We start from the raw sequence: 13,161 nt of genomic DNA on the forward strand, positions 1-13,161 counted from the left end.
TATCTTTTATTATGGTTATCCAATTTGTTATTACAAACTTAATGTCATTTGAATGATATTGTTTGCTGTATTCGTTTGATTACTGACTCAATAGATTAATTGTCAGAGAATTGCTCTTGAAATTTTGCTGGATTGTCAAACGCTAACTTATTGTTAAACTCAAGAGTTCTAATTGGGAATGGAATATTAATACCTTCTTTATCATATGCTTTTTTAATTTCAATAATTGCTCGTGTTTTGGCACGTAGCTTTTCGAGCATACTCTCGGCATCAATCCAAAAACGGCATAAGTAGTTAATGGAGCTGTCACCAAATTCAGTGTAATAAAACTCAACATCATCTGGGCTTTCTACTTGATCAAAAGATTTAGCAATAACTTCTTTGGTTAGAGATTCTACTTTTTCCAAATCAGATTCATAACCTACGCCACATTCTAAAAACACACGCATTCTGGTTGTTAATGAATAGTTTTTTAATGGGTTTTCTAAAATCATTTTATTTGGAATGACAACTATATTATTATCCGCCTCTTTTAAGGTGAAATCCTTCATATTAATGTCCATAACTTCTCCAGAATAACCATTGGTTTCAACCCAATTTCCTATTTGAATCTTTTTTCTAAATGATAAGATGATTCCAGAGATTGTATTGGAAAGTGTACCTTGAAGCGCCAAACCTATTGCTAAACCTGCCACACCTGCACCAGCTAATAATGATGTAAGTGCTTTATTTAGATTCATAATTCCGAGGGCTAGAAATAATCCTGCAAGTACTACAATAACAGCCGTTATTCTAGAAATCATACTACTTACAGATTCTTCTTCAACTTTTTTATCTACCAATCGTTTTGTCAATTTGTTGACATATTTGGCAATAAAATAAGCCGTAACCAAGACAATGACAGCTAAAACAAAGTTTGGTAAATATTCAATGATGGTATTAAACCAACCTTCTAATTTAAGTACTAAATTGTTAAATGCTTCTGCTAATTGCTCTTTCATTATTTCGTTTTTAAGTGGTTAATTATTCTTTTACAATTTAGTTTAGGCTTCTACTGGTGTTTTATTTAAGGAGTCTTTAGTATCTTTTGTCCAAGCGTTTAACATCCAGCTTGTTTTTTCTAACTCTCTAATGTAAGCACCTATTAAATCTATAGTACCTTCATCTGAAACGGCTTCAGCTTTTTCAATAACTGCACTCATTTGCTTAAGTAAAATTTTATGATCATTTAAAGTCTCTTTAACCATATCAACATCGGTTTTTAAATCATCTTTTTCCGTAATAGCTGATGCTTTAAAATAATCTTTAAATGTGCTCATAGGGTGAAATCTTAAGGTAAGAATACGTTCTGCTATTTCGTCAATTTTGACTTTGGCATCATTATACATCTCTTCAAACTTATTGTGTAAGTCAAAGAAATTTTGTCCTAATATATTCCAGTGATTACTTCTTAACTTTTGATAATAGATATGATAATCTGCCAGCAGTGTATTTAACTCTACTACTACAGGTACTAATTTTTCGTCTTTCATATTTAAATAACTCATGTTTTTGTTTTTTGGTTTATAAATAATTACAGTTATAAACTAGGAGCTAAATGAAGAATGTCAAGTGGTTTAACAGGGTTTAACGAAATTAAGATTCTATTAACATAAAATTATGTTAAGAAATTGACTGTCTCTTAAAAAATTTAACAGAAATTAATTAGATTTTTCTTACAAAAAATCGACTTTATTGAGTATTAATCCTGATGCTGGAGCTATATAATTGATTGAAATGTCGTTATCTGGCTTTAGACTATTTTCAATATCAGATAGTGAAAATTCATTTTTACCCACTTGAATTAAAGCTCCCATCATAAGTCGAATTTGGTTGCGCATAAACCCTTTACCTTTTACGCGTAAAACAAAAGATTGCTTTGGAAAAAAATTGGCAGTAAAAAGATTGTTTTCAACAATCTCACAGACGATTATCTCTCTGTTATAGATACCGTTATCAGTGGCTTTATAGCAATATGATTTTAAATAGTGCTCACCTTCAAAAAGCTTTGCCGCTACTTTCATTTTTTCAATATCCAACTCGTCAAGAATAGTTGTCATAATAGGTGCGCAAAAAGGATGAAATTTATTACCAAATGCGAAAACATATAAGTATTCCTTGATTTTAGAGTCTTGAATAATATTAAAATCTTTAGTTACTGGAACAATACTCAAAGCACGAATATCTTGAGGTAGGTTAAAATTGAAAAGCTCTAAAAAATCATCTAGATTGTCTATTTTATGATATAAAAACAATTCGAAAGCAGCCTCATTGGCTGAGACCATAGCATCTGTTCTGCCAGAAGTAAGCGTTTTAAAACGTTTGCCCTCTAAAATATAATTAAAGGTACGATCTATCATTAAGTGAAGTGTTTTAAGATTAGGTTGTTTTTGCCAACCATGAAATCGATACCCTAAATACTGGCACTTTATAAGATAATAATAGCGTTTTTGCTCGAACAAGTATTGTGAATTTAAAAACTAGTCGAAATTACAGCATTTTAAGAATATGGCAAATTTTTTATACATTGTAATATATTAACTAACTAAATACTTCTAAAATGACTGAATCAAACAAACCCGCAATCTGGTTTTGGATTGTTAGTATCGTTGCTCTTTTATGGAATTTAATGGGTGTAAATGCCTATATCCAACAAGCCTATAGAACAGAGGCTGTTATGTCTCAATTGACAACTGAACAAATTGCACTTCTAGATGCCAGACCTGCTTGGGTCACTGCCTTATTTGCAATTGCTGTTTTTGCTGGAGCTATTGGATGTCTTCTTCTTTTACTCAAAAAGAAACTTGCTACTTCAGTGTTAACTGTATCATTTTTAGCCGCAACCATACAGCAAATTTGGTGGTTTACTTCAGATGGCCCATCTTTAATGGATCAGTTTTCTGGTACGATTATGCCAATAATGATTATTGTTGTTTGTGCTCTACTAGTGTGGTTTTCAAGAACATCAGCGGCCAAAGGTTGGATTTCATAAATCTTTCATATAAACAATTCAAAAGGCACTAGATTTAAAAACTAGTGCCTTTTTTTTAATACATTTTCCACATCGGACAGCTTAAAACCTTTTGCCTGAAGTAAAATTAAATAGTGAAATAGTAAATCGGCACTTTCATTTAAAAATAAGTCATCGTTTCTATCTTTAGCCTCAATTACTGTTTCTACAGCCTCCTCTCCTACTTTTTGTGCGATTTTATTAATTCCGGCAGCAAATAAGGATGCTACATATGAAGATTTTTCAGAAGCATTATTCTTTCTGTTTTCTATTATTGTTTCTAATTCTGAAAAAAAACCATAACTTGAATTGTTTTCTTCATTCCAACAGGTATCACTTCCCTTATGGCACGTTGGTCCTTCTGGTTTTACTTTTATTAATAAGGTATCGCTATCACAATCTGTTTTTATGCTGACTAGATTTAACAGATTACCACTTTCTTCACCTTTAGTCCACAAGCGTTGTTTACTTCTGCTAAAAAAAGTTACTAATTTTGAATCCATTGTTTTTTGTACTGCTTCTTCATTCATGTAGCCAAGCATGAGAACCTTGTTGGTTATATTATCTTGAACAATTGCCGGAACAAGTCCGTCATTATTTTTATTAAAATTTATATTCATAGTCTAACTGCTATTTTATTCTTTTTCAATTCTTTTTTTAAATCTATAATATCTATTTCGCCAAAATGAAAGACACTAGCCGCCAAGGCAGCATCTGCATTCCCATCTTTAAATGTTTCAACAAAATGTTGTTTTGTTCCTGCGCCTCCTGAAGCAATTATTGGGATATTAACTAATTGCGAAAATTTAGACAAGGCATCATTAGCAAATCCGGATTTAGTGCCATCATGATTCATAGATGTAAATAGGATTTCTCCAGCACCTCTTTGCTCTACTTCTTTTGCCCATTCAAATAGGTTTAATTTTGTTGGAACTGTGCCTCCAGCTAAATGAACAACCCACTCATTGTTTACTTTTTTAGCGTCAATGGCTACCACAATACATTGACTTCCAAACTTATTAGATAATTCATTTATTAAATTAGGATTTTTGACAGCCGACGAGTTCACAGAAACCTTATCTGCACCCGATTTCAATAGTATGGCAACATCTTCAACAGAAGATATTCCACCACCAACCGTAAAAGGTATATTGATTTGCTCAGCTACTCTCATAACCATATTTCGCATGGTTTTGCGACCTTCAATAGTAGCAGATATATCTAAAAACACCAATTCATCGGCACCCAGTTCTGCATACTGTTTGGCTAATTCAACAGGATCGCCAGCATCTCTTAAATCAATAAAGTTGATTCCTTTTACTGTCCTTCCGTTTTTGACATCTAAACACGGTATAATTCGTTTTGCTAGCATTGATTAAAAATAGCGTTGAAGTTCTTTTAAATTAATCTTGTTCTCATAAAGAGCTTTTCCTACAATTACAGCTTCACAGCCTATTTCGTTTAGTTTATCAATATCTTCAATACCAGAAATACCACCCGAAGCTATTAGTTTTAAGGTTTGACCTTTACTTTCGTTCATAAAGCTCTCTAGAATCTCATTATATAATTCAAAAGAAGGACCACTTAACATACCGTCTTTATTAATATCCGTACAAATAACGTATTGTATTCCTTTCTTTTGATATGATTTTATAAATGGAATAATTGATCGATCGCTAGTTTTTTGCCAACCATGAATAGCTATTTTTTTATCTAAACAATCTGCGCCCAGAATTATTTTCTCGCGACCATATTTAGAAATCCATTCTTCAAAAATATGAGGATCTGAAACTGCAATACTACCTCCAGTTATTTGTTTAGCACCTGAATTAAAGGCAATATGCAAATCTTCAGTACTTTTTAAACCACCTCCAAAATCTACCTTAAGGTTCGTTTTTGAGGCAATTTGTTCTAATATTTTATAATTAACAATATGTTTAGCCTTTGCACCATCTAAATCCACAACATGTAAATACTTGACACCTGAATCTTCAAATGCACGCGCAATTTCAAGTGGGTTTTCATTATAAATTTTTTTTGAATTATAATCACCTTGGGTCAATCGTACACATTTGCCTTCAATGATATCTATTGCTGGTATTATTCTCATTCTCTAATATTTATAAAATTTTGTAATAGTTGTTGACCTGCTAAGCTACTTTTCTCTGGGTGAAACTGAACACCGTAAAAATTATTTTTGTGAAGTGCAGTTGCATAACTTAATTCATAATTTGTTGTGGCAATCGTTTGTTGGCAGTTAATAGCATAATAACTATGAACAAGGTACATGTATTCTTCTTCTTTAATGTTGTTAAACAGATTTGTTTTTAAATTTTGAATTGTATTCCAACCCATTTGAGGTACTTTCACTGAATTTGTAAATCGTTTAACTTTCGTATTAAAAACACCAAGTCCATTGGTATTTCCTTCTTCTGTTTCCAAACACATTAATTGCATACCCAGACAAATACCTAATACGGGTTGTTTTAAAATTGGAATTAATTTATCAAGCCCACTTTTTTTAAGCTCTGTCATAGCTGAACTGGCTTCGCCAACTCCAGGAAATATAATTCTATCTGCAGTTTTTATTAGGTTATAATCATTTGAAGCTATGGCTTCAACACCAAGTCGCTGAAAGGCAAATTGAATGCTCTTGATATTACCTGCTCCGTAATCAATTATTACTACTTTCATTATAAAACACCTTTAGTTGAGGGTAAAATCATTTTTTCTATATCTCGTTTCACTGCCATTTTTATGGCTTTAGCAAAAGCCTTAAAAATGGCTTCTATTTTATGGTGTTCATTAATACCCTCTGCCTTAATGTTTAGATTACATTTAGCACCATCAGTAAACGACTTAAAAAAGTGCATAAACATTTCTGTGGGCATTTTACCAATCATTTCGCGTTTAAAATCGGCTTCCCAAACCAACCAGTTTCTTCCACCAAAATCTATGGCTACTTGAGCTAAACAATCATCCATTGGTAAGGCAAAACCATAACGTTCTATTCCTAGTTTCTTTCCTAATGTATCAGCAAATACTTCTCCCAATGCTATTGCCGTATCTTCAATGGTGTGATGTTCATCAACTTCCAGGTCACCAATAACCTTGATGTCTAAATCTATTTGACCATGTCTTGCAATTTGGTCAAGCATATGATCAAAAAATACTATACCAGTATCAATTGAACTTTGCCCTGTACCATCAAGATTTAATTTGATTTTTATCTTTGTTTCGTTTGTGTTTCTTTCAATAAAACCAGTTCTAGCATCTACTTTTAAGTAGGTATAAATAGACTCCCAATCGTTACTTTCTAAAGCAATAAATGGATTCAATTCTTCACGTTTTACAGTTATTTCGTCGGTTCCAAGATTTGTATGATCATTTATAAAAATACCTTTAGAACCTAAATTTTTAGCCAATTCCATATCTGTTAAGCGATCACCAATTACAAAGGAGTTTTGTAAATCGTATTCTTTTGATAAATATTTAGTTAGTAAACCTGTATTTGGTTTTCTTGTAGGTGCATTGTCTTTGGTAAAAGTTCGGTCAATAAATTGCTCATCAAATCTAATGCCTTCATTTTTAAATGTTTCAATTATAAAATTGTGAACAGGCCAAAAGGATTCTTCTGGAAAAATAGATGTTCCTAAACCATCTTGATTAGTAATCATGACAATTTCAAAGTCTAACTCATTGGCAATTTTACTTAAATATTGAAAAACCTTCGGGTAAAATTCAAGTTTTTCAAAAGCATCTATTTGCTCATCTGCTGGTTCTTTAATCAGTGTTCCGTCTCTATCTATAAATAATACTCTCTTTCCCATTACTGAATGTTTTTTAATGTTTTAATTAGTGTGTTATTTTCTATTGCTGTACCAACGGTAAAGCGTAAACAATTTTTACAATTAGGTTGGTGTGTTCTATTTCGGACCACAATACCATTTTCCAATAGCTGATTATATCTTTTATCGGCATCATCCACTTTTATCAATATAAAATTTGCATCGGAAGGATATACCTTGTCAACAAAATTAACTTCGGATAACTCCTGAATTAACTTATCTCTTTCATTTAAAATAGTAGCTGTTTCAGTTTTTACTATTCCTATATCTAGCAACCGATCTAAAGCTTTTTGCTGTGTTAAAGCATTAATATTATATGGTGGCTTTATTCTATTTAGTGTGGAGATAATTTTTTTTGACGCATAACAAACACCAAGTCTAATCCCAGCCATTCCATAGGCTTTTGATAAAGTTTGAGTCACAATTAAGTTTGGAAATTCATTAAGCCGACCTAACCAGCTTGCCTCATTTGAAAAATCAATATAAGCTTCATCTATCACAACTATTCCTTGAAATGATTTTAGCAATTCTTCAATAATGTCAGCCTTTAGACTATTTGCTGTTGGATTATTTGGTGAGCATAAGAATAAAATTTTTGAATTCGTATCAGCTTTGTCTAAAATGGCTTTAATGTCTGGTTGAAAATTATCATTTAGCATTACAGATTTAATTTCTACAGCATTCGTGTTGGCCAATACCTCATACATACCATAGGTTGGCGGTAACGTGATAATATTGTCAGCATTTGGTTCACAAAAAACTCTAATAATTAAATCTAAAATTTCGTCACTTCCATTTCCTAAAAGAATATTGTCGATTGAAATATTCTTAATTTCGGATAGTTTTGACTTTAACGTCATCTGTAACGGATCAGGATAACGATTAACGCCATTATCAAAAGGATTTTCGTTTGCATCAAGAAATATAAGATCACTAGAGAATTCCTTAAACTCATCTCGAGCAGACGCATATGGTTTTAGTGATTTGATATTGTCTCGTATTAAATTATTTATGTCCATTATTGTAAATCTTTTAATCGTAGTGATACGGCATTTTTGTGAGCTTGAAGACCTTCTGCTTCAGCCATAAGTTCGATGGCATTTCCTATATTCTGGATTCCTGACTTTGAAATTTTTTGGAAAGTGATGCTTTTAGTAAAACTATCTAGATTAACACCAGAATAAGCTTTACTAAACCCGTTTGTTGGTAAGGTATGGTTCGTGCCAGAAGCATAGTCCCCAGCACTTTCAGGTGTATAATTACCAACAAATACTGAACCAGCATTTTGTATGTTATTTACAAAATAGTCTTCATCTTTTGAGCAAACAATAAAATGTTCAGGTCCATATTCATTAATTAACTGAATAGCCTTTTCGTTTGTACCTATGTATATGGCTTTTGAATTCACAATTGCAGCTTCGGCTATTTCTTTTCTGGGCAGTTGAGATAATTGGCTTTCTAGTTCTATATTTACTTTTGCTAAAAGCGATTTCGATGTTGAAACCAAAATAACTTGACTATCAGAACCGTGCTCTGCTTGACTTAATAAATCTGAAGCCACAAAACTTGGTGTTGCAGAATCGTCGGCAAACACTAATAATTCACTTGGTCCTGCAGGCATATCGATTGCTATGCCATATTTTGTAGCTAATTGTTTTGCTACGGTTACAAATTGATTTCCTGGCCCAAATATTTTATACACTTGCGGAATATTTTGAGTACCGAATGTGAGTCCTGCTATTGCCTGAATACCACCAACTTTAATTATTTTTGTCACACCACATATACTAGCTGTATACAATATTTCATCAGCAACCTTCCCTTCTTTATTTGGTGGCGTACATAAAACAATATCCTTGCAACCAGCAATATTCGCTGGAATTGTTAACATCAATACAGTAGAAAACAAAGGTGCAGTTCCTCCAGGTATGTATAGTCCTATCTTATTAATTGGTCTTTTTTCTTGCCAACAAGTAACTCCAGGCATTGTATCTAATTTAACTTGAGAAGTTTTTTGGGCAGAATGGAATTTGGTGATATTGGATTTTGCCAATTGAATGGCATCTTTTAGTTTGTTTGAAACACGAATAGAAGCAGCTTCTATTTCCGAATTCGCAACAATAAATTCATCTAAAGTGACACCATCAAACATTGCTGTGTACTTTGAAATTGCTTGGTCACCATTACGCTTAACATCATCAAATATGAGTTCTACGGTATTTTCAATATCATCAACAGTTTGCGTAGGTCTTAATAACAATTTTGACCAATCTTCTATTTTTGGGTTTTCTATTATTCTCATATTACCATGTTTTCAATTGAACATACTAAAATACCTTCAGCACCATTTTCTTTGAGTTCGTCAATAACATCCCAGAACTCATTTTTATTAATCACAGAGTGCAATGAACTCCAACCCTCTTTTGCTAATGGCAAAATTGTTGGACTATTCATGCCAGGCAAAATTTTAACTATGTTCTCTAATTTATCATTAGGTGCATTGAGCAAAACATATTTGTTTTGTCTTCCTTTGAGGACCGATTGTAATCTAAACTGAAGTTTCCTTAATGTTGATTGATTCTCATCAGAAATCTTTGGAGATACAGCTAAAACTGCTTCCGATTTCAAAAGCACTTCGGCTTCTTTTAAACCATTTTTAAATAAAGTACTACCACTAGATACAATATCTACAATAGCATCTGCCAAGCCAATATTAGGGGCGATTTCAACCGAACCGTTTATAATGTGAAGTTGGGCATCAATACCTTCTTTTTCTAAAAATTGATTAACCGTATTGGGATACGATGTTGCAATACGCTTTCCGTTTAAATCATTTAGAGAAGTATATGGCTGCGCTTTTGGAATAGCCACTGAAACTTTGCATTTAGAGAAACCTAATTTTTCAATTATTGAAATTTCATTTCCTTTTTCAATTAAAACATTTTCACCAATTATAGCAGCATCTACAATGCCGTCTTTTAAATATTGTGGAATGTCTCCATTACGCAAATAGAATACTTCTAACGGAAAATTTCTAGCTGATGCTTTTAGTTGGTCTTTACCATTGTCAATAGAAATCCCTATTTCTTTAAGGATTTTCATGGAATCATCATGTAATCTACCTGATTTTTGAATTGCAATTTTTAATTTACTCATTTTTCTTTCTTTGATGTTTGAGTAAATCTTTCCGAGAAGTGCTTAAAAAACAAAACCGCTTGATTTACTCAAACGGTTTTAAAATATTTTGGTTTTATTCAATACATTTTCAGTTCGCTTGAGTGCAAATATGAAAATGATGATGATGTAATTGAATAAAAGTCATGTCGTTTTGTTAACTGAACAAAGTTTCAGAAAATTAATTTATAAATCCAAATGTTTTTTACTTTATTTTATATCCTACTGATTTCCAAGTATAAGAGGTAATCCGCTATCACCAGAACCTATAACAATTACCTTAGTATTTGGAGATTCTGATAATTTAATGGTGGCATCAATACCTTTATCTTGTAAAATTTTATCTGTTAATGATGCACTTAAAATTCTGTTTGATTCAGCCTTACCTTCTGCTTCAATAATTACCTTTTCAGCTTCTTTTGCAGCAGTAACCAATCTAAACTCGTATTCCAGAGATTCCTGTTCTTGTTTTAATTTACGCTCAATGGCATCTTTAATGGTTGGCGGCAACGTCACATCACGAACCAGTACTTCGTTTAATTGAATGTATTGATCTTCGACAATTTTTTTAGTTTCTTCAAATATCTCTTGCTGAATGGCATCACGTTTTGTAGAGTACAATTGTTCAGGTGTATAACGTCCAACGACACTACGAGCTGCTGAACGAATGGCAGGAAGTAATACACGCTCTTTGTACATTTCACTTTTTTCTTGGTGTAATTTTCCTAAATCAGTGTATTTTGGTTGAAACCAAACTGAAGCTTCCAACTTGATATCCAATCCGTTTGAAGACAAAACGTTCATTTTTTCAAGTACTTCTTGTTGTCTTACTTCATAAACAAATACCTTGTTCCATGGTGCAACAATATGAAATCCTTCGCTCATTGGCGGTTCATCTATAACAACACCATCTCCAAATGTTTTAAATAATACGCCTGCTTCACCAGAACCAATAGTTACTGCAGATTTTGCAATGACAACAATTAATACGATTATTGTAATAATTATTGGTAATCCAATTTTTGGTAATCTTTCCATTTTTTATTTTTTTAGTTAAATAAGTCCGTTATATTTTCTAATAAACCATTCTGAAGTTAAACATATGGCTATTAAGGCAAGTAAATACTTCCAATCTATCAAAGGTACAGTATTTTTAGTACTTTTCTCAATTATAGCAAACCTAGAATCATTAAGCAGATCATCAATCAAATCGTCGGTTTTATCTGGAAAATAGGTATTGCCGTTAGTATTTGATGCAACTGTTTGCAATTTTGACATATTAGCATTTAAAAACTGTTCTTCAATATTATAGGCAATAATTTTAAAAGATCCAGATTTTGAAATATTACTATTGGTCGCTGTTACAGTAAAACGATAATCAGAAGCAGGTAAACTGCTCAAATCAACTTGATAACTGTTGTTTTTCAAAATGAAAGGGTATGATTTTTTTTCTCCCGAAATATCATCTGTAACATTAATGATTAGGTTCTCTCTATTATCAAACTCATAAGTTGTATTAAAATACTGTGCGCTTATAACTACATTAGAGCTACCATTGTAAAAAGATTCAAATTCAACATTTAATCGTTCTCTGCGCTTTTTTGAAGCCAGATATTGCACGAGCTTTCCAATAAAATCATCGAATTGATCAAAAGACCCTTGATTCAAAAAACTTTGCGCACGCCACTGCCAAATGTTTTCGCCCAATAATAAAGCTTCTCGTTGTGAATTGTATTCCAAAGTTGCCAACAATACATCATCTGTAATGACGTTTCCTATTTTTTTTGTTAGAATGACTTTACTAGGAACAGAAAAATTTATGTTTCCAAATTTGCCTATTAAGGGAGGAAATGATTCAAAATCAAGATCAGGAATTATAAATTCAGAATAATTGGTGTTAATGACAGCTTGATAATTTTCTGTTTGATTACTTATATCATGCTTATAATTATTTTTGGTATTATTAATAAAATTCCAATCTGTTTTTGATCCAGAAACAATCAAACTGTTTAAAGGTGTTACATTTAGAGCATCAAAAGCAGGCTTAAACCTACTATTTGGTTGATACAATATAACCATTTGATAATCTGTTATTTTAGAAACAAATTCATTAATACTCAATATACTTACTGATCGCTGTTCATTACTTTCAATACTCTTTTTTAAGGCACCTAAATCTGGGTGGACAAAATCACTTACAATGGCTATATTAGATTTTTCATTAACAACTTCTATGGCAAAATTCTTTGCGTTATTGTTAGTGTTTTTTTCATTACTCAACGGTTCAATAATCGCTTTGTATGTAAAAAGGCCAATTTGATTAGCTGGCAATGAAAAATTTAAGATTTTTGAATTGTTAATTTGGTCAAAATCTACTGTTTGTGACCATACAACTGTGTTTCCATTTAATATTTTGAAAGATGTACTTACCTTTTCTTCACCATTATAACTTATGATAGCTTCTATTGGAAAGTTGTTCTTATAAAAAGCGTATTTATTGACGTTAAGTTGTTGCAACTTAATATCTACATGTTGAGTAGTATCGCCTAAAACTATTGGATAGACAGGTTGTTTGAACTTTAATGACGTATAACCATAGTCACTACCATAGGTTTGATTACCATCAGAAAGCAATATGGTAGGTGCAATATCACTTTTATAAATATCTTGCAGTTTATCAAAGGCATTAGCAACATTTGTCTGTCTGCCCTGAAAACTTAATGAATCAGTCATTTTTAAATCTTCATCAAAGCTGAAAAAGTTTAAGTCAAACTTATCATTAAGTTCTTGATTTTCTTTTAAATTATTTATAACTCGTTTTATATTCTCCTCTTGTTCAAGAAAAGAAAGAGAACTTGAATTATCTGTAGCAATTACCAACTTTGGCTTTTCTTTATAAAATGTTTCTTTCTCAATTTTTGGATTCACCAATAAAATTAAGACTGCAAAAATTGTAAGAAACCTTAAAAAGGCTAATAAATTAAATATTGATTTCTTTTTTAATCTATGCCAATATTGAAAAAGCGCTAGTGATAGCGCTATAATTCCAGATAATATTATAAATAAAAGAGTAATCGAACCCATTAATTT

14 protein-coding genes are annotated in these 13,161 nt (G+C 31.9%); 1 reads left to right on the forward strand and 13 read right to left on the reverse strand.

Annotated elements, in window-relative coordinates; all coding sequences use genetic code 11:
• Positions 1 to 95: 95 nt before the first annotated feature.
• The 3 genes from HGK31_RS09835 to HGK31_RS09845 all read right to left on the reverse strand — a co-directional run bounded on the left by HGK31_RS09835 (position 96) and on the right by HGK31_RS09845 (position 2,399).
• Entirely contained in the window at positions 96 to 1,001 is a 906-nt protein-coding gene (locus HGK31_RS09835; protein WP_191859592.1) for a mechanosensitive ion channel family protein, read from the reverse strand.
• A 42-nt stretch (positions 1,002 to 1,043) separates the two neighbouring features.
• The gene (locus HGK31_RS09840; RefSeq protein ID WP_104733737.1) at positions 1,044 to 1,547 is read right to left on the reverse strand and encodes a Dps family protein; all 504 of its coding nucleotides are present in this window, start codon (positions 1,545 to 1,547) and stop codon (positions 1,044 to 1,046) included.
• A 168-nt stretch (positions 1,548 to 1,715) separates the two neighbouring features.
• Positions 1,716 to 2,399 (reverse strand): tRNA pseudouridine synthase A, encoded by a 684-nt coding sequence (locus HGK31_RS09845; protein ID WP_394368040.1) that lies wholly within the window; start codon positions 2,397 to 2,399, stop codon positions 1,716 to 1,718.
• A gap of 200 nt (positions 2,400 to 2,599) precedes the next feature.
• Between HGK31_RS09845 and HGK31_RS09850 the strand changes: the two genes are divergently transcribed.
• The gene (locus HGK31_RS09850) at positions 2,600 to 3,031 is read left to right on the forward strand and encodes a hypothetical protein (protein ID WP_191859594.1); all 432 of its coding nucleotides are present in this window, start codon (positions 2,600 to 2,602) and stop codon (positions 3,029 to 3,031) included.
• Positions 3,032 to 3,072: 41 nt separating this feature from the next.
• Here HGK31_RS09850 and hisIE read toward each other — a convergent pair whose 3' ends face one another.
• From hisIE to HGK31_RS09900, 10 genes are all read right to left on the reverse strand, one after another.
• A complete protein-coding gene (gene hisIE / locus HGK31_RS09855) occupies positions 3,073 to 3,669 on the reverse strand; it encodes a bifunctional phosphoribosyl-AMP cyclohydrolase/phosphoribosyl-ATP diphosphatase HisIE (protein WP_191859595.1) in 597 nt (198 codons plus the stop codon).
• Positions 3,666 to 4,421 carry an imidazole glycerol phosphate synthase subunit HisF gene (hisF, locus tag HGK31_RS09860; RefSeq protein ID WP_191859596.1) on the reverse strand — a complete coding sequence of 252 codons (756 nt, stop codon included), beginning with the start codon at positions 4,419 to 4,421 and terminating at the stop codon, positions 3,666 to 3,668. Before hisF ends, hisIE begins: the two co-directional genes overlap by 4 nt.
• A gap of 3 nt (positions 4,422 to 4,424) precedes the next feature.
• Positions 4,425 to 5,159, reverse strand: a complete 735-nt coding sequence (gene hisA, locus HGK31_RS09865) for a 1-(5-phosphoribosyl)-5-[(5-phosphoribosylamino)methylideneamino]imidazole-4-carboxamide isomerase (RefSeq protein ID WP_191859597.1) — start codon at positions 5,157 to 5,159, stop codon at positions 4,425 to 4,427.
• Positions 5,156 to 5,743 carry an imidazole glycerol phosphate synthase subunit HisH gene (gene hisH / locus HGK31_RS09870; RefSeq protein ID WP_191859598.1) on the reverse strand — a complete coding sequence of 196 codons (588 nt, stop codon included), beginning with the start codon at positions 5,741 to 5,743 and terminating at the stop codon, positions 5,156 to 5,158. Before hisH ends, hisA begins: the two co-directional genes overlap by 4 nt.
• Entirely contained in the window at positions 5,743 to 6,879 is a 1,137-nt protein-coding gene (gene hisB / locus HGK31_RS09875; RefSeq protein ID WP_191859599.1) for a bifunctional histidinol-phosphatase/imidazoleglycerol-phosphate dehydratase HisB, read from the reverse strand. The genes hisH and hisB overlap by 1 nt, the downstream gene beginning before the upstream one ends.
• Positions 6,879 to 7,916, reverse strand: coding sequence for a histidinol-phosphate transaminase (gene hisC, locus HGK31_RS09880; protein ID WP_191859600.1), 1,038 nt, complete (start codon positions 7,914 to 7,916; stop codon positions 6,879 to 6,881). The genes hisB and hisC overlap by 1 nt, the downstream gene beginning before the upstream one ends.
• Positions 7,916 to 9,199: a histidinol dehydrogenase gene (hisD, locus tag HGK31_RS09885; protein WP_191859601.1), complete on the reverse strand. Its 1,284-nt coding sequence runs from the start codon at positions 9,197 to 9,199 to the stop codon at positions 7,916 to 7,918. The genes hisC and hisD overlap by 1 nt, the downstream gene beginning before the upstream one ends.
• Positions 9,196 to 10,053: an ATP phosphoribosyltransferase gene (gene hisG / locus HGK31_RS09890; RefSeq protein ID WP_191859602.1), complete on the reverse strand. Its 858-nt coding sequence runs from the start codon at positions 10,051 to 10,053 to the stop codon at positions 9,196 to 9,198. Before hisG ends, hisD begins: the two co-directional genes overlap by 4 nt.
• A gap of 240 nt (positions 10,054 to 10,293) precedes the next feature.
• A complete protein-coding gene (locus HGK31_RS09895; protein ID WP_104733726.1) occupies positions 10,294 to 11,109 on the reverse strand; it encodes a prohibitin family protein in 816 nt (271 codons plus the stop codon).
• Positions 11,110 to 11,124: 15 nt separating this feature from the next.
• Complete coding sequence (locus HGK31_RS09900) at positions 11,125 to 13,155, reverse strand: VWA domain-containing protein (protein WP_191859603.1); 2,031 nt, start codon at positions 13,153 to 13,155, stop codon at positions 11,125 to 11,127.
• Between the last annotated feature and the right edge of the window lie 6 nt (positions 13,156 to 13,161).

The organism is Hanstruepera ponticola, assembly GCF_012931685.1.
Taxonomy (GTDB): Bacteria; Bacteroidota; Bacteroidia; order Flavobacteriales; family Flavobacteriaceae; genus Hanstruepera; species Hanstruepera ponticola.

What these genes read in the sequence shown, in the direction of transcription:
- HGK31_RS09835 (WP_191859592.1), bottom strand. Translation starts at nt 1,001, where the DNA reads ATGAAAGAGCAATTAGCAGAAGCATTTAACAATTTAGTACTTAAATTA.
- HGK31_RS09840 (WP_104733737.1), bottom strand. Translation starts at nt 1,547, where the DNA reads ATGAGTTATTTAAATATGAAAGACGAAAAATTAGTACCTGTAGTAGTA.
- HGK31_RS09845 (WP_394368040.1), bottom strand. Translation starts at nt 2,399, where the DNA reads ATGATAGATCGTACCTTTAATTATATTTTAGAGGGCAAACGTTTTAAA.
- HGK31_RS09850 (WP_191859594.1), top strand. Translation starts at nt 2,600, where the DNA reads ATGACTGAATCAAACAAACCCGCAATCTGGTTTTGGATTGTTAGTATC.
- hisIE (WP_191859595.1), bottom strand. Translation starts at nt 3,669, where the DNA reads ATGAATATAAATTTTAATAAAAATAATGACGGACTTGTTCCGGCAATT.
- hisF (WP_191859596.1), bottom strand. Translation starts at nt 4,421, where the DNA reads ATGCTAGCAAAACGAATTATACCGTGTTTAGATGTCAAAAACGGAAGG.
- hisA (WP_191859597.1), bottom strand. Translation starts at nt 5,159, where the DNA reads ATGAGAATAATACCAGCAATAGATATCATTGAAGGCAAATGTGTACGA.
- hisH (WP_191859598.1), bottom strand. Translation starts at nt 5,743, where the DNA reads ATGAAAGTAGTAATAATTGATTACGGAGCAGGTAATATCAAGAGCATT.
- hisB (WP_191859599.1), bottom strand. Translation starts at nt 6,879, where the DNA reads ATGGGAAAGAGAGTATTATTTATAGATAGAGACGGAACACTGATTAAA.
- hisC (WP_191859600.1), bottom strand. Translation starts at nt 7,916, where the DNA reads ATGGACATAAATAATTTAATACGAGACAATATCAAATCACTAAAACCA.
- hisD (WP_191859601.1), bottom strand. Translation starts at nt 9,199, where the DNA reads ATGAGAATAATAGAAAACCCAAAAATAGAAGATTGGTCAAAATTGTTA.
- hisG (WP_191859602.1), bottom strand. Translation starts at nt 10,053, where the DNA reads ATGAGTAAATTAAAAATTGCAATTCAAAAATCAGGTAGATTACATGAT.
- HGK31_RS09895 (WP_104733726.1), bottom strand. Translation starts at nt 11,109, where the DNA reads ATGGAAAGATTACCAAAAATTGGATTACCAATAATTATTACAATAATC.
- HGK31_RS09900 (WP_191859603.1), bottom strand. Translation starts at nt 13,155, where the DNA reads ATGGGTTCGATTACTCTTTTATTTATAATATTATCTGGAATTATAGCG.